Below are 15,278 nucleotides of genomic sequence, written 5' to 3'. Positions count from 1 at the left end.
GATCAGGCCGTGACCGCCGGATGCGATGTCGGCAGGTCTGCCGCGATCGCGAGCAAGCTTTGCTCCCACAGGTAGGGGCTGGTTTTATGGTTGTGTTTCTTTATGGTTGGGGCTCTGGCACTCGCAGCGCTTGCACGGCGCCGGGCCAGTCGAGCTGGAATGTACCGCCAGGGGTTTGCAGTTTCACCTGGTGACGCTCCATGCCGGCATCGGCCACCGGTGTCCAGGGTTGTGGGGCGGTATTGCCGAGGCTGCGGGTCAGGCTCGCCAGGTCCTCGGGATGACAGTACAGGGTGGCATCGCTCGGATCGCGCTGCCCTGAGGCCAACTGGCGCACGAGCGCATCGATGCGCGCAGGTTCGGGCACCTCGTCCAGAAGCGTGCGCAAGGCTTCGTTGACCAGCCGTGCAGCGCTGCTTTCGATCTGTTCCCACATCGCCTGGCGTTGCGCCTCCCATGTGCTGAGCAGAGCGTCGGCCTTGTCCCAGAATCGAGCCTGGGCTTGCAGTACCTTCGCCTCGGCCACTTCATTGGCCTGTTCGAGCAATTGCGCGGCCTGCTCCCTGGCGCGTTCGATGACACGTTGCGCACGGGCGCAGTCGGCCAGGGTTTCGCGAGCGATATAAGGCTGTAGCAAGCCCTGGCCTTCGGGACGTAGTTCAAGCGAGCGCCGGGCGAGCATCGTGCATCTCCGTGTCGTAGGCGGTAGAGGTGGGGAGCGCCAGGCTTTGCCCGGCTTTCCAGCAGGCGGACTGCCAGAGCGTGTCGAGCCTGGCCGCGGGCGGTCGGGGTGTGGTGCTGCGCTCGACGGCCATGATTCTTGCCCGTGGGAACGCCAGGCGCGCCCGCTGCCAGGTCGGCTCGCCGAGCCAGGCCCGCAGCAGCGCGAGCGGATCCTGCTCCGGTTCGAGCCAGTGGCCGGGGCGCAGTGCCTTGGCCGTGCGTTCGCACCAGGCGCGGTCCTGCGCCGACAGTGTCGGGGCTGCCGTCAACGGTGAACAGGTGGCCGCCACCAGTTCACAGGCCAGGGCCAGCGCGGTCGGCGCGCAAAGCAGGGTCTGCACCGCCGGGCTCGGCCTAGGTGGCGTGCCAGGCGTCATGCCGAAGCGCCTGGCCAGCGCGGCGTGGTGTCCGCGGGCGAGGGCGTCGAGGCGTGGCGCGTCCAGCCGCTCAAGACCCGGCGGCTGCCATCCGGGGGCCGCCTGGCGCCAGGCGTGGTGCCACCAGTGAACCCACTCCAGCGCGGGGTTCATGCGGCGGACCCTTTGTCAGGGGCGCCGGCGCCCGGCGTCTTGACCGCGAACAACGGCGCCGCTGCGTTGCCCGGTGGCGCGGCGGGGGCGTCCGGCCGGGCGAGCTTCTGTTGGAGAAAGCGCGGCAGCGTCAGGGCGCCCTTGCGCCACAACCGGTAGAGACCATAGCCGGCGCCCAGCAGGATGCTCAGCAAAAGGATGCCCGCCACCACAGTGACCGTTCGCCAGTAGGCGACCTCTTCGGCTTGCATGACGAACGGTCCGAAGTGCGCCATTTTACGCCGCTCCTGGTACGGCACGGTGGGCACGAAGACCACTGACAACTTGCTCGCATTGTGGGCCGCGTCGGCCATGCCGGGGATCCCGCTGGCGATCAGGTTACGCACCCGTGGCGTGATGCTGTCGGGATCCAGCGCCCCGGTGTGCTTGATGAACACCGAGGCCGATGCCGGTTGCACCGGTTCGCCGGGCGCGACCCGTTCCGGCAGCACCACATGGACCCGAGCAAGCACCACGCCGTCTATCTGAGACAGGGTCGATTCCAGTTCCTGGGACAACGCGTAGATGTAGCGAGCGCGTTCTTCCAGCGGTGTGGAAATGACCCCTTCCTTGCGAAAGATATCCCCCAGGCTGGAACGTGAGCGCCGGGGCAGGCCGGCGGCTTCGAGTACGTGGACGGCGCTGTTCATGTCGGCGGGCTCGACCAGGACGGTCATGCCGTCCTTGTCGACTTGCTTGCTCGCCTCGATGTTCTTGTCCGCCAGCTCCGCGATCACTTCGTTGGCATCCTGCTCGGACAGACGGCTGTGCAGCGCCGACCGCTCCTCGCAGGCCGTGAGCAGCAGGCAAAGTAACAGCGTTGAGCATGCGCGCATGAACATGGCCGGCATTTCCTTTACTGAAGGTTAGTAAGCTTCTCGATCGCCTGGGAGCCTTTGCTGACCAGTTTCGCGGTCATCAGGCTTTCCAGGTGGAACGACGATAAGGACCGGTTCGACTGCAACATGTCTTGCGGATCGGCAGTGCGAATGGCCTTGAGCATGTCGCGGTTGGCCCGCTCGTCCAGGCGCTGCAGTTCGCCGGAGCGGCTCGACAGCGAATCGATGATGCGTGCCGCGACGTTGTTTTCAGTGTCCGGCGCCGGCGGCTTCTCGCGCATTTGGGCGTTGAACCAGCTGACGTCGCTGGTCTCGGCGCTGGCCTGGGGCTTGGCGCCCGTCTTGGCCGTGGAAGAGGCCAGTTGGCTGGCATCGATGGCTTGTAGTTCCATGGGCTTCTCCATTCTGTGAGAAAGAATCAAAAAGGGCGGATGGCTTCAGGCGCACATCAGCCGCAGGACGTTGCGGGCACTGCCGGTGACGCTCAGGTGAAACTCGATTTCCTCGCGGCCGCGCCTTGCCCGCCTGCGCGCGACCGGGTACTGGCCTGCAAGGCGAGCCAGCGCCAGGTCAAGTTGTTCCAGGGCCAGCTGGAACAACCGGGTCTCCCGGGCTTCCAGCGGTGTACCGAGGGCAACGCGCTCGGTCCAGGTCCACCCCTGGCCGTCGTGGGAGACGGGTGGCGGGTAGCGCAGCGGGTGTTGGTCCATGAAGCTGGCGATCTCGAACATCAGGTCCTGATCGTCCGGCTCATAGCGCGCCTGGCCCGCGCTGTCGTCGATATCCAGCAGCGACAGCAGCTTGCGCCGGCCCAGGACCGCGATGAGCCTGAGCAACAGCCGCAGGCTCGCGCCATGCCGATCGAGCGGACCTTCTGTTTCCCAGCCGCCGAACAGGGCACCGCAGAACGGGTTGTTCGCGCTGCCGAAATCACTCTGGCTGCCGACGTCGTTGTCGCCGATAGGCGGGCGGCGATGGGCGAACATTTGCGCCAGGTCGCCAAACAGGTCTTCGTCGGAGTATGCGTCGTCGATATCGACCTCCAGGTTCTGGCCGGTACCGCCGTTGATCTCTTCCAGGATGTCGGCCAGCACCAGATTCAGCGGGTTCTCCGTTTCCGCCGCCTGCCCCTGCTGCGCAGGCTGCCAGCCGAAGGGAGCTCGCCCGCCTGTCGAGTCGTGTTCGCCGCTCCATCGAACGATCGACTCCTTCAACCGGCCACTGCCCGCGTGCTGCGTCAGGTGCTCGATCACCGCGTCTGCCAGGCCTTGGGAAACCGGGACGCGGCGCTGAGTGAGGTCGTCATGGGCGAGGGCTAGGGGGGGACGGAGGCTGTTCAGCCGATCGATATGCATGGGCCTGATCTCATCGCGCTTGAAAAGACCCCGCCGCGGCGGGGCTTGAAGCGGGTTGTCAGAATCGTATGTTTTTGGACGCCTCCCCCATGGCCGTGATGGCCTTGGTGGCGCTGTCCATGGACTCTGCCGAGATGGCGTTCATGGTGTCGGCGATCAGTTTCTTCTGATCGAATTCGGATTTCATGGTCGTCATCGCGGCCGAGGTAGCGTCCATCTGCTGCATGGCCGCCATGGAGGCCGCAAGGGAAGCTCCACCAAAACTCATAGTCGTATCTCCGGATTGTGGAATGGCGAGACGGTTGTGAGTGTCTCGAGGGTTAGGTGGCGGCGCAGGCGGAAACGGTTCCACGCCGGGCACTCAACTCATCGATATTTCCAGGCATTTCATCCGGTAGTAGAGCGTGCGCCGGGCGATGCCCAGCTCGGCGATGACCTTGTCGATGTGCCGATGGTGGCGACGCATGCAGTCTTCGATGAGCACTTTTTCGAACTGCTGCAATTGCTCCTTCAGATTGAGCGTGGTGTTGCAGCGCTCCGACTGTTCGGTGCGGGGCAGCGCCGCCAGGCCCAGCACGTAGCGCTTGGCGGCGGATTGCAGTTCGCGGATGTTCCCGGGCCAGGCGTAGCCGATCAGCTGGCACAGCAGCTCCGGCGACGGCGCGATGTAAGGCCGGTCCAGGGCCTTGGCTTCCCGGCGTACGAGCGACTGGAACAGCGGTACGATGCGCTCCTTGCGGCTGCGCAGGGGCGGCAGCTTGAGGCTGACGATGTTCAGCCGGAAGTACAGGTCCCGGCGAAATTCGCCCCGTTCGACCATCTCTCCCAAAGGGCACTGGGCGGAGGCGATCACCCGCATGTTCACCGGAATGTTCTGGGTCGAACCCAGCCGCTGCACGGTCCTGGACTCCAGGACACGCAGCAGCTTGGCTTGCAGCGCCAGGGGCATGCTATCGACCTCGTCCAGGTACAGCGTGCCGTTATGCGCGGCCTCGACGAACCCGGCGCGGCTTTGACTCACGCCGGTAAAAGCACCGGTGTTGGCACCGAAGAGCTGACTCTCTGCCAGGCTCTCGGGAATGGCCGCGCAGTTGATGGCGACGAACTTGCCGGAACGACCGGACATGCGGTGGATTTTCTCCGCCAGCGTGTCTTTTCCGGTGCCGGTTTCGCCGCGCAACAGCACGTCGACCATGAGCGGTGCGACACTTTGGGCGAACGCCTCAAGGTTGAGAACATCCTCTTTATGGGTAGTGGAAAGTGCAGCGCAAAGCATCTTTTGCATCACTGACGATTCCATTCTTGTTGTTAGGAGGTCGACAAATTTAAAGATCAAAGGCGCGTGGAACTTACCCGCGCCGCGGCATGACCGACTTGAGACCAACGTTCTGTTTGCTACGGAGGTTTAGAGAACCGATTAAAAAAAAGTTCATGCACCCGGGGCAGATGTTAATCGTTTCAGCTCAACGGTCGAAAAGCCTGGGCACCCGTTCGCGACCCGTCTGGCATGGGGTTTGGCCAAAAAATGGGGGATCCGGGAGAGCTTTTTGAAAATTGGATCCGACAAACGGTTCAGCGCAAGCGCCTGTTTGGAGCAAACGCTCTACTATCAAACAAATGTTCGATTTGTTTAGTTCTACGCAAGAGTGTTTTGAAATACGTTTCGTAGTCCGACTTAATCATTTTGGAGTTGACCAGGGGCAATAACAGCCGACCGCCAGTGTGTTAGCGGCGTTAACTTTGCGCCCGACACTAAGCGCTTCCAGGATCGGCTCGATAAAGCTGTTGTTCGAGTTGCAGGTCAGGCCTTCGCTGTAAGGGCCGAAGTACGCCAGTTGGCCGCTGCGGTCCCAGATCGCCACGGCCGGGCTGGCGGGAAGCTGCTCTGAACCGGGGAGTGCAGCAAGGGGTTTGAGACGGTTCAGGGTGTCGGGCAGTCGGCCCTGGCTGCCGGTCTTTTGTACCGCGTAGAACTCGACGCCTTGCGGTACGTATTTATCCACCAGTTCGGAAAGATGCTGTTGGTTGCCGACGTTGCACGGGCACGCCGGGTCCCAGAAATGCACCAGGCGGATCGCGCCCGGGCCGGCCAGTGCTTCGGGCAGGCGCAAGGGGTCGCCGGAGAACACCGCCGTGTGTTGGCTGAAGGCGCGCAGGAATCGCCCCTGAAACCAGTCATAAGCCACCCACAACACGGCAGCGCACCCGAGGGCGAGCAGGCTGGCAAGCAGGGTCGTGCGGTGGGACGGGCGCATGGGATCGATCCTCTGGGGGCGGGTAGCTTGCCATGGCTGGCGCGACAGATGAATATCGCTCGCTGACAAAGTCCGTTTTGCGCGATGCGCTTTTGCCTGGAAATCCCGATGCCTGCCACTTTCGACCCCGATCACCTGCGTGCCAGCCTGCAACCCTTGGTGCGCTGGCAACCGTTATCGGAGCAGGCGCAGGCTTACCAGCGTTTTTATGGCTTGGATTTTCCCGGGCGTCAGTTGCGCACAGGCCTTGGATGCTTCGGGATCGAGGGCTACGAGTTGGTCGCTCAGGTCTGGTGGCCGCAGAAGGCCGTGGCGACCCTGTTCGTGTTCCACGGCTACTACGATCACATGGGGCTTTACCGACACCTGATCGAATGGGGCCTGGAGCAGAAATTCGTGGTGATTGCCTGCGACTTGCCAGGCCACGGCTTGTCCAGCGGCGAGCGGGCGAGCATCGGTGATTTTGCCGAGTACCAAGCTACGTTGCAGGGATTGCTGGCCGAGGCTGCGGCGCTGGAGTTGCCGCAGCCCTGGCATCTGTGTGGGCAAAGCACTGGCGGGGCGATTGTGGTCGATCATGTTCTCAATCACGGCGCGCAGAGCCCGGCCCAGGGCCAGGTCATCCTGCTGTCGCCTCTGGTGCGGCCGCGGGCATGGGGTTGGTCGCGCTTGAGCTACTACCTGCTCAAGCCTTTCGTGAACGGCATCGCCCGGCGGTTCAGTGAAAACTCCACCGACCCCGGTTTCCTGCCGTTCCTGCAAGCCGATCCGTTGCAACCGCTGCGCCTGCCCACTGCGTGGGTGGGCGCGCTGGCGCAATGGATCAAGCGTATCGAAGCCGCGCCCAGCAGCTCGCGCCAGCCGTTGATCGTGCAAGGGCAGGCGGACATGACGGTGGACTGGACGCACAACCTGCAAGTGCTGCGCAGCAAGTTCGACCGGCCACAGGTCTTGATGCTGCCCGAGGGCCGGCATCACCTGGCGAACGAAGCGCTGGCGTTGCGTCAGGAGATGTTCGGGTTCTTGAGCAAGCGGATGAGTCGGTTTCGGGGGTGACCGAGACACGGCTATCGCGAGCAGGCTCGCTCCCACAGGGGGATTGGGTGAAATCGAATATTGCGACCGGCCACGATCCAATGTGGGAGCGAGCCTGCTCGCGATGGCGTAATTCCAGGCGCTGCAGTTCTATCTACTGCCCCAGGTTCTGCCCCACCGCCAACCCCGCCCGAATCGCCGCCAGGGCCGCTTGATAGTAAGCCTGGCCCTCGGCCGATTCGGCAAAGGTGGCGAACTCTTCCAGCTCGGTATCGCTCAGGTCACGGTAGACGTACAGCAGGGTGTTGTTCAGGTCGGCGCCGATCTGCTCCATCAGCCGCTGGCGCTGATCATTCAGCATGCCTTGGGCCTGGCCGCCACCCAGCAGGCCGGGGATCATCGAACTCAGGCTGTCGGCCGCCACGCCGGCAATCGCCAGGCTGACCTCGGCGCCGGCTTCGCGGGCCGGCAGGGCCTGGGCCAGGTGGCCGATGATCAACAGGCGGTTATCGCTGGCCTGCATCTTCGGCAGGCCCCTGGCGTTCTTCGCCAACTGATCGCGCCGGGTCGCCAGCAGCTCGGCCGCCACCACTTTGCGGCCCAGGGGCGATTGGAAAAAGTTCAGGGCCGGGGTAGGGTCGCGGAGGTTCTTGCGCATCTGCGTCTCGGCGCGCTGGTCCATGGCCTGGGGCGCGAAGCGTTGATTGCTGTTGGTCACCAGCGCCTGGAACACCGCCGGTGGCAGGCTGTTCTGATAGCGCTGTTGTGCGGCGCTCAAGGCATCGTTGAAATGCGCGCGCTGTTCCGGCCAGCCAGCGACCTGATACAACTGGTCGTAGCTGTCTGCCCAGGCGGGCAAAACGCAGAACATCAACAGTGAGAAAAGCAAACGACGCATAGGGACTCCTGTCAGCAGCCGACTATTCTCCGTGGGGTGTGGGGTCTTGTCGAGAATTCGTATCAAGTTCGTACGCCACTGCGATCCGGAGCACCGGAACCGCTGCGCGGCGCTGTCGGTTTTACCGGCACAGGCATACTATGCGCGCCATGCAAATATCTTCTGATCATCCGCTGCTGTTACGTATCGTGGACGACCTGGCCGAGCGTGGCTGGTCGCAGCAGGACTTTTTCTTGCCGGACGCCCTGACCCGCGCCCTGGCGGCCGAGTGTCGCCAGCGCGCCGCCGAAGGCGAACTGGCGCCGGCGGCAGTCGGACGCGGACCGTTCTCGGAAATCCGTGAAGGCATTCGTGGTGATCGCATCCAGTGGATCGAGCCCGGCCAGGCGCAGGCCTGTGATAGCTACCTGGATCTGATGGACAGTCTGCGCGAGGCGATGAACCGGGCGCTGTTCCTGGGCCTGGAAGACTTCGAGAGTCACTTTGCCCTTTATCCACCCGGTGCGTTCTATCTCAGGCATGTCGACCGCTTTCGCGACGACGACCGGCGCATGGTGTCGGCGGTGCTCTACCTCAATGACGATTGGTTGCCGGACCAGGGCGGCCAGTTGCGCATGTACCTGCAGGACGCTGAACATGACGTGCTGCCCACGGGTGGTTGCCTGGTGGTGTTCCTGTCGGGCGATATCCCCCATGAAGTCCTTCCGGCCAATCGCGATCGCCTGTCCTTGACCGGCTGGTTCCGGCGCCGCGGCAACGAGTTGTTCTGAACATGGAAAAGATCCTGGTCAGCCGCTGCCTGCTCGGTCACCGTGTGCGCTATGACGGCGGCGCCAGCGGGCCGTTCGATCAACTTCAGCAGTGGCTCGACGAGTGCCGGGTCGTGCCGCTGTGCCCCGAAGTCGCCGGCGGCCTGCCCACGCCAAGGGCGGCTGCGGAGATTGCCGGCGGACAAGGCGCTCAGGTGCTCGACGGCCAGGTGGCGGTGATCACCACAGACGGCGAGGACGTGAGCGCACAGTTCCTGTCGGGTGCCCACCAGGCGTTGGCACTGGTCCGCGAACATGGCATTCGGATCGCCGTGCTCAAGGCCAACAGCCCGTCGTGCGGCAACCTGCTGACCTACGACGGAACGTTTGCCGGCGTGAAAGTCAGTGGCGAAGGCGTCACTGCTGCGCTGCTCAAGCGCCATGGCGTGCAAGTGTTCAACGAGTTGCAACTGCCGCAAGCCGCGGCGACGCTGAAGGTTTTGATCAAGGAATAACCTAGTCGAACCGCCTTTTGTGACGAGGGAGCTTGCTCCCGCCGGGCTGCGAAGCAGCCCCAGACGACTCGCCGCGTTTCATCAGATACACCGCGTGCAGTGGTTTTGCGGCTGCTGTGCAGCCGAACGGGAGCAAGCTCCCTCGCCACAGTTTTGGGTGGCTATAACTGCCCAGCCAACTGCTCGATCTGCTCCTGTCGCTCAGCCTGGCTCAATCGCGCCTCGGGGTTGAGGGCGGACCATTGGGGATGAGCGCGGGCCTTGGTCAGGGCGTCGGGCAGCTTGCCTTCGCGCCAGGTCTTGTCCTCCTCGGGTGTGGCGATGCGGATGCGGTCCAGTGCCGCATGGCCGCGCTGGTTGAGGGCTTGCAACAGTTGTCGTTGGCGCAGGGCCAACAGGCGCAGCACGTTGTCGTCCACCGTCAGCTCCCGCTGGCCCTTGAGTTTGCCCAGCAACCGGTTGCCGTAGCTGCGGGCAGTCTGGACGGCGCCGCCGGCGATGGCGCCGGCCAGCGCGGCGGCACCAAGGGTCAGGCCGCCCACCAGCAGATCCACGCCGGCACCGGCCGCCGCGCCCGCCGCGATCCCGCCGCCGACGCGCACCCCCAACTGCTTGAGGGTCTCGGGGTTGAACAAGTCATCGCCCCAACGCCCGTCGAGCAGCGGCAGATCGCTGGCCGCCGCGTCCTGGGCGCGGAAAGCGAAAAGCTTGAGCAAGGCCTCGACGCACCGCTGCTCGCGCTGACGCACCGCGTTGCGCAGCTCGCTGATGGCCTGGCGTTCCAGTTCCGGGTCGCTGGCGACGCTGCGGCGGCAGGCGGCGCAATCGATCAACAATTCAGCGATCAGCCGCGCCGCGCTCTGCTGGCGCGCCAAGCGTTGGGTCTGCTGATCGGCGATCAGCCGCTCCAGTTGTCCCCGGGCGCTTTCAAGCAACAGCGCGAGGCTCTCATACAGGCGGCGCTCGCCGTCCTCGGGCGGGGCCACGCTGTCGAAGCGCACCAGGGCGTGCAACCCCAGCCGAGCCAACGCTTCGCGCCAGGCCGGCTCGCGGTGGTTGGCGCTGCTGACGAAATTCAACACTGGCAACAGCGGCTTGCCACAACTGGCGAGCACTTCCAGTTCGTCGCGATATTTGGCCAACACTGGCTCGCGGGCATCGATGACGTACAAGCCGGCATCGCTGGCGAGCAACTGTCGCAGTACCTTGGCCTCCTGCTCGAAACGCTGCCGGGCTTCGCTGCCATCGAGGAAGCGGGCCAGGCGCGCCGGACCGTCTAGGCGCTCGCCGGGACGCTCCAGCCGCTCCAGGTAATCGAGCAGGGCGATGGCGTCTTCCAGGCCCGGTGTGTCGTACAGTTCCAACAGCGCTTCGCCGTCCACCGACAAACGCGCACCTTCGACATGCCGCGTGGTGCTGGGCCGGTGGGAGACTTCGCCAAAGCCGACGTCACGGGTCAGCGTGCGCAGCAATGAGGTCTTGCCGACATTGGTATGGCCGACCACGGCCAACTTGAGCGGCTTGATCGGATCAGTCATGGCCGCTCTCCAACCAGTTCAACGGCGCGCAATCGGCGAAGGGCAGTTGCAGTTGTTGCAGCGCGGTGTGCCAGTCTCCCAGGCGCTCGGCGTCCAGCGCTTCGCCGGGCGGTGCCTGCAACAGCCAGACGCGGGTGGCGCTGGCGCTGCGGGCAAGCTCGGCGATCAATGCCAGGCTGCCTCGGTCCGGCGAGCGCCGAGGGTCACAGGCAATCGCCAGCCGCGCGGGCGGGAAGCGCGACAACTGTTCCAAGAGTCTGTTACGGGACTCGCGGCTGTCGAGGATGCCGGCGTTCTTTACTGTGTCCGGCAGTTTTGGCGGCCAGGGACGGTCATCCAGCTCGATGGCGACCAACAGCGCGCCGTCACTCTGTAGCGTACCGATTGCCGGTTCGACCCGATGCAACTGCGCAGGCGCGGTGTCATTGACGCCCAGCCGCTCACTGCTGGGCATCAGGCGCTCGCGCAATTGAGCGTAGCCCGGCAGATTCAGGTCCAGGCGCAGCAGCGCCCGGCCACGTCGCCAGCGCCACAGACACAGCAGCGCCAGGCACAGGCGCGGCAGCACGCCGTAGACCAGCAGCACCCCGACCAGCCAGGCAGCCCAGGCCTGGCGTGCGCTTTCGAGATTGAGCGCGCCGTCGCCGCTGGCGCGGATCATGTCCATGCTCGGCACGCTGAACCCCAGCAGCGCCGGCAGCGCGCCCAGAGTTCGAGTCAGGGCGACAAAGGTTTCACCGCCAAGAATTGTGGTTTCCCAGACAAAGCCATAGCGCCGGGTCGCCATCAGCACCAATACGATGACCAGTGCACTGAGCATCGCCAGCAACCACAAGCTGTTGACCAGCGTGCCGAGGGTCCAGCGATTGAGCTTGCGCCGTTGCAGCAATAGCAACAACGCCGGTGCCAGTTGGGCGGCCTTGGCATCCCGGGCGAGTTTTTCGCTGAGCCACAGCCACAGGCGCCCCAGCGTGGCGCCTTGCTCACCGGCGAATACCAGCCCCAGCGTCCAGCCGACGAGCAGGACCAGGTTCAACCCCAGCAGACTGCCCAAGGCCCAGAACACGTTGACCGGCGTCTGCCCGTCACCCAGTGCGGCGAATCCCAGGCCGGCACCGCTGACAATGGCGAGCAGCGCCAATACCAGCAGCGCCAGGCGCGCCCCTTGCAGCCAGTGGCGCAAGGCCTGGGTCAGGCCGTCGCGCTCGGCCAGGCCCAGGGCGCGCTGGCGGATACGGTTGGATAAATCGCCGCCCGCCGCACGGGCCAGGCGATTGGCCTCCTGGTCTTCCAGCGGCCCGGCGTGCTCTTCACGCAGGCGGATCGTCTCGGTCAGCCAGAGGTTTTGCAGTTCAGTCAGAGGTCCAGTCACGGGCGCTTCCGTTGCAAATGAGCGTTGAGGATAACCGCTGTGGCGCCTGTCGGGGTACGCCGGGGCTCTGGTATCCTCGCCATCATGAAAAAAACTCTCCCTTTAAGTCTGATCGCAGCCCTCGGTGAAAACCGTGTGATCGGCGTCGACAACCGCATGCCCTGGCACCTGCCGGGGGATTTCAAATATTTCAAGGCCACCACTCTGGGCAAGCCGATCATCATGGGTCGCAAGACCTGGGATTCCCTGGGCCGACCGTTGCCCGGGCGCTTGAACATCGTGGTCAGTCGCCAGCCTGGGCTGGTGCTGGAGGGGGCGGAAGTCTTCTCCACCCTGGAAGCTGCCGTGGCACGGGCCGAGTCATGGGCCCAGGAGCAAGGCGTTAATGAGTTGATGCTGATCGGTGGTGCTCAGTTGTACGCCCAGGCGCTGGAACAGGCCGATCGGCTGTACCTGACGCGCGTGGCGCTGAGCCCGGAAGGGGATGCGTGGTTTCCGGAGTTCGATTCGAGCCAGTGGAAGCTGGTTTCGAACCAGCCGAATCCGGCGGAAGGGGATAAGCCGGCGTACAGTTTTGAGGTGTGGGAAAAGCGTTAACGGCCAGAGCATCGCGAGCAGGCTCGCTCCCACAGTGTCCAGCGGTGACAGTGACTGCTGTGTTCACCTCGAACCCTGTGGAAGCAAGCCTGCTTGCGATAGCGGTCTATCAGGCATGCACTAACTCAGCATGCTCCTCGGCATCCAGCAACGCCTTGTCAGTCTGCTGCATCACCTGGCTGGTAATCGCCCCGGCGGTGATCGAGCCGCTGACGTTCAGTGCCGTACGGCCCATGTCGATCAACGGTTCGACGGAAATCAGCAGCGCCACCAGCGAAACCGGCAAGCCCATGGCCGGGAGCACGATCAGCGCGGCAAATGTCGCGCCGCCACCGACGCCCGCCACCCCGGCCGAACTCAAGGTCACAATCGCCACCAGCGTCGCGATCCATAGCGGGTCCAGCGGATTGATGCCCACGGTCGGCGCGACCATCACCGCCAGCATCGCCGGATAGAGACCGGCGCAGCCGTTCTGGCCGATGGTGGCGCCAAACGAAGCGCTGAAGCTGGCGATCGCCCGTGGGATACCCAGGCGGCTGGTCTGGGCTTCGATGCTCAGTGGAATGGTCGCGGCGCTGGAGCGGCTGGTGAAGGCGAAGGTCAGTACCGGCCAGATCTTGCGGAAGAACCGCAGCGGGTTGATCCCGGCGGCGGACACCAGCAAGCCGTGGACCACGAACATCAGGCCCAGCCCCAGGTATGACACCACCACGAAACTGCCAAGTTTGATGATGTCCTGCAGATTGGAGCCGGCCACCACCTTGGTCATCAGTGCCAGCACGCCGTAAGGGGTCAGCTTCATCACCAGGCGTACCAGGCGTGTCACCCAACTTTGCAGGGTGTCGATGGCGTTGATCACTTTCTGACCTTTCTCCACGTCATCCTTGAGCAGCTGCAAGGCCGCGACACCGAGGAAGGCCGCGAAAATCACCACGCTGATGATCGAGGTCGGCTTGGCCCGGGCCAGATCGGCGAAGGGGTTCTGCGGAATGAACGAGAGCAGCAACTGCGGGATATTCAGGTCGGCGACCTTGCCGGCGTAGTCGCTCTGGATCACTTGCAGACGCGCCAGTTCCTGGGTGCCGGCCACCAGTCCTTCGGCGGTGAGGCCGAACAGGTTGGTCAGGCCGATGCCGATCAGCGCGGCGATCGCGGTGGTGAACAGCAGCGTGCCGATGGTCAGGAAGCTGATCTTGCCCAGGGACGAGGCGTTATGCAGGCGGGCCACGGCGCTGAGGATCGAGGCGAAGACCAGCGGGATGACGATCATTTGCAGCAACTGTACGTAACCGTTGCCCACCAGGTCGAACCAGCCGATGGACGCCTTGAGCACCGGGTTGCCAGCGCCGTAGATCGTGTGCAGGGCGATACCGAACACAACGCCCAGCACCAGCGCCAACAGCACTTTTTTCGCCAGGCTCCAACTGCCATGACGGGTTTGCGCCAGGCCGAACAGCAGGGCGAGAAATACCAGCAGATTGAGGATCAGCGGCAGATTCATCAAAAGACTCCGATAAGACTTGTGCCAGTCGCTTGAAGCCGCGACTGCGAACCGGGGAGCCTAACAGCCTGATTACTAATGAATTAATACTAAAAAAGCATGTAGATTGTCGTTTATGGAATAAGGCTGTGGCGTTTACGGACATGTCGCTGACGCGATCAAGACGCAAGCGGTCGCGGGCAGGCGATATCTGTCACAGGCATTTGTTAGCGTCGGGTTCTTCAAACCTGGGAGAAATGCCGATGAAGCTCGCACCTCGTTTTCTCGCTGTCGCCTTGAGCCTGGGCCTGGCCGGCCAGGTCCTCGCCGCTGAACTCAAGCATTGGCCGGCAGAGCAGGCCAAGGCCCTGGACGCGATGATCGCGGCCAACGCCAACAAGGGTAACTACGCGGTGTTCGACATGGACAACACCAGTTACCGTTACGACCTCGAGGAATCGTTGCTGCCGTTCATGGAGAACAAAGGGCTCATCACTCGCGAAACCCTGGATCCGTCCCTGAAGCTGATGCCGTTCAAGGACACGGCCGATCACAAGGAAAGTCTGTTCAGTTACTACTATCGCCTGTGTGAAGTGGACGACATGGTCTGCTACCCGTGGGTGGCCCAGGTGTTTGCAGGTTTTACCCTCAAGGAACTCAAAGGCTATGTCGACGAGTTGATGGCTTCCGGCAAGCCGGTGCCGACCACCTATTACGACGGCGACAAGGTGGTCAACTACAACGTCAACCCGCCGAAAGTCTTCACCGGCCAGACCGAGCTGTACAACAAGCTGATGGAAAATGGCATCGAGGTGTATGTCATGACCGCCGCCTCCGAAGAGCTTGTGCGCATGGTCGCCGCCGATCCGAAGTATGGCTACAACCTCAAGCCCCAGAACGTCATCGGCGTGACCACGTTGCTCAAGGACCGCAAGAGCGGCGAGCTGACCACCGCCCGCAAGCAGATCACTGCCGGCAAGTATGACGAGAAGGCCAACCTGGACCTGGAGTACACGCCTTACCTGTGGACCCCGGCGACCTGGATGGCCGGCAAGCATGCGGCGATCCTGACCTACATCGATGAATGGAAAAAACCGGTGCTCGTCGCCGGCGACACGCCGAGCAGCGACGGCTACATGCTGTTCCACGATGTGGACGTGGCCAAGGGCGGCATCCATTTGTGGGTCAACCGCAAGGACAAGTACATGACGCAGATCAACGGCATGATGGCCAAGCACGCCGCCGCCCAGGCCAAGGAAGGCCTGCCGGTCACGGCGGACAAGAACTGGGTGATCGTCAAGCCGGAAGATATCCAGTAACCCAGGTAAACCTAAAGCCATCTGTGGGAGCGAG

Annotated in this window: 17 protein-coding genes; 5 read left to right on the top strand and 12 right to left on the bottom strand. The window is 63.6% G+C overall.

Annotated features, from left to right (window positions below; all coding sequences use genetic code 11):
* Positions 1–100 precede the first annotated feature (100 nt).
* The 8 genes from sctL to ACLEJQ_RS13950 form a co-directional block, all read right to left on the bottom strand.
* Complete coding sequence (gene sctL, locus ACLEJQ_RS13985; RefSeq protein ID WP_440795880.1) at positions 101–682, bottom strand: type III secretion system stator protein SctL; 582 nt, start codon at positions 680–682, stop codon at positions 101–103.
* Positions 660–1,100, bottom strand: a complete 441-nt coding sequence (locus tag ACLEJQ_RS13980) for a type III secretion protein (RefSeq protein ID WP_440795878.1) — start codon at positions 1,098–1,100, stop codon at positions 660–662. The genes sctL and ACLEJQ_RS13980 overlap by 23 nt, the downstream gene beginning before the upstream one ends.
* 149 nt (positions 1,101–1,249) lie before the next feature.
* Positions 1,250–2,134 (bottom strand): type III secretion system inner membrane ring lipoprotein SctJ, encoded by an 885-nt coding sequence (gene sctJ, locus ACLEJQ_RS13975; RefSeq protein ID WP_440795876.1) that lies wholly within the window; start codon positions 2,132–2,134, stop codon positions 1,250–1,252.
* A 14-nt stretch (positions 2,135–2,148) separates the two neighbouring features.
* Positions 2,149–2,523 carry a type III secretion system inner rod subunit SctI gene (gene sctI, locus ACLEJQ_RS13970; protein WP_440795874.1) on the bottom strand — a complete coding sequence of 125 codons (375 nt, stop codon included), beginning with the start codon at positions 2,521–2,523 and terminating at the stop codon, positions 2,149–2,151.
* 45 nt (positions 2,524–2,568) lie between these two features.
* The gene (locus ACLEJQ_RS13965) at positions 2,569–3,486 is read right to left on the bottom strand and encodes a type III secretion protein (RefSeq protein WP_440795872.1); all 918 of its coding nucleotides are present in this window, start codon (positions 3,484–3,486) and stop codon (positions 2,569–2,571) included.
* Between the two features lie 58 nt (positions 3,487–3,544).
* On the bottom strand, positions 3,545–3,838 hold the full coding sequence (locus ACLEJQ_RS13960) for a hypothetical protein (RefSeq protein WP_440795870.1): 294 nt from the start codon (positions 3,836–3,838) through the stop codon (positions 3,545–3,547).
* A gap of 9 nt (positions 3,839–3,847) precedes the next feature.
* The gene (locus ACLEJQ_RS13955; protein ID WP_440795868.1) at positions 3,848–4,771 is read right to left on the bottom strand and encodes a sigma 54-interacting transcriptional regulator; all 924 of its coding nucleotides are present in this window, start codon (positions 4,769–4,771) and stop codon (positions 3,848–3,850) included.
* Between the two features lie 394 nt (positions 4,772–5,165).
* The gene (locus ACLEJQ_RS13950; RefSeq protein ID WP_440795866.1) at positions 5,166–5,741 is read right to left on the bottom strand and encodes a DUF6436 domain-containing protein; all 576 of its coding nucleotides are present in this window, start codon (positions 5,739–5,741) and stop codon (positions 5,166–5,168) included.
* Between the two features lie 108 nt (positions 5,742–5,849).
* Here ACLEJQ_RS13950 and ACLEJQ_RS13945 point away from each other — a divergent pair, with 108 nt between their 5' ends.
* Positions 5,850–6,797: an alpha/beta hydrolase gene (locus tag ACLEJQ_RS13945; RefSeq protein WP_440795864.1), complete on the top strand. Its 948-nt coding sequence runs from the start codon at positions 5,850–5,852 to the stop codon at positions 6,795–6,797.
* 133 nt (positions 6,798–6,930) lie between these two features.
* On the opposite strand, the gene ACLEJQ_RS13940 is transcribed toward ACLEJQ_RS13945, so the two are convergent.
* Positions 6,931–7,674, bottom strand: coding sequence for a hypothetical protein (locus tag ACLEJQ_RS13940; protein ID WP_440795862.1), 744 nt, complete (start codon positions 7,672–7,674; stop codon positions 6,931–6,933).
* Between the two features lie 140 nt (positions 7,675–7,814).
* On the opposite strand from ACLEJQ_RS13940, the gene ACLEJQ_RS13935 reads away from it, so the two are divergent.
* Complete coding sequence (locus tag ACLEJQ_RS13935) at positions 7,815–8,444, top strand: 2OG-Fe(II) oxygenase (RefSeq protein ID WP_440795860.1); 630 nt, start codon at positions 7,815–7,817, stop codon at positions 8,442–8,444.
* Between the two features lie 2 nt (positions 8,445–8,446).
* Positions 8,447–8,938: a DUF523 domain-containing protein gene (locus ACLEJQ_RS13930; RefSeq protein WP_440795858.1), complete on the top strand. Its 492-nt coding sequence runs from the start codon at positions 8,447–8,449 to the stop codon at positions 8,936–8,938.
* Positions 8,939–9,099: 161 nt separating this feature from the next.
* Here the strand turns inward: ACLEJQ_RS13930 and ACLEJQ_RS13925 are convergent, their stop codons facing one another.
* Complete coding sequence (locus ACLEJQ_RS13925) at positions 9,100–10,476, bottom strand: GTPase/DUF3482 domain-containing protein (protein WP_440795856.1); 1,377 nt, start codon at positions 10,474–10,476, stop codon at positions 9,100–9,102.
* Complete coding sequence (locus ACLEJQ_RS13920) at positions 10,469–11,836, bottom strand: DUF2868 domain-containing protein (protein WP_440796175.1); 1,368 nt, start codon at positions 11,834–11,836, stop codon at positions 10,469–10,471. The genes ACLEJQ_RS13925 and ACLEJQ_RS13920 overlap by 8 nt, the downstream gene beginning before the upstream one ends.
* Before the next feature lie 96 nt (positions 11,837–11,932).
* Between ACLEJQ_RS13920 and ACLEJQ_RS13915 the strand changes: the two genes are divergently transcribed.
* Positions 11,933–12,445, top strand: coding sequence for a dihydrofolate reductase (locus ACLEJQ_RS13915; RefSeq protein WP_440795854.1), 513 nt, complete (start codon positions 11,933–11,935; stop codon positions 12,443–12,445).
* A gap of 109 nt (positions 12,446–12,554) precedes the next feature.
* Here ACLEJQ_RS13915 and ACLEJQ_RS13910 read toward each other — a convergent pair whose 3' ends face one another.
* The gene (locus tag ACLEJQ_RS13910) at positions 12,555–13,946 is read right to left on the bottom strand and encodes an L-cystine transporter (protein WP_440795852.1); all 1,392 of its coding nucleotides are present in this window, start codon (positions 13,944–13,946) and stop codon (positions 12,555–12,557) included.
* A 242-nt stretch (positions 13,947–14,188) separates the two neighbouring features.
* Here ACLEJQ_RS13910 and ACLEJQ_RS13905 point away from each other — a divergent pair, with 242 nt between their 5' ends.
* Entirely contained in the window at positions 14,189–15,244 is a 1,056-nt protein-coding gene (locus ACLEJQ_RS13905) for a haloacid dehalogenase-like hydrolase (protein WP_440795850.1), read from the top strand.
* The last annotated feature ends 34 nt before the right edge of the window (positions 15,245–15,278 follow it).

This window comes from Pseudomonas sp. SMV71 (genome assembly GCF_052042015.1).
GTDB lineage: Bacteria > Pseudomonadota > Gammaproteobacteria > Pseudomonadales > Pseudomonadaceae > Aquipseudomonas.
Note: the sequence above shows the minus strand (reverse complement) of the source record. Positions and strands in the feature narration are given on the sequence as shown.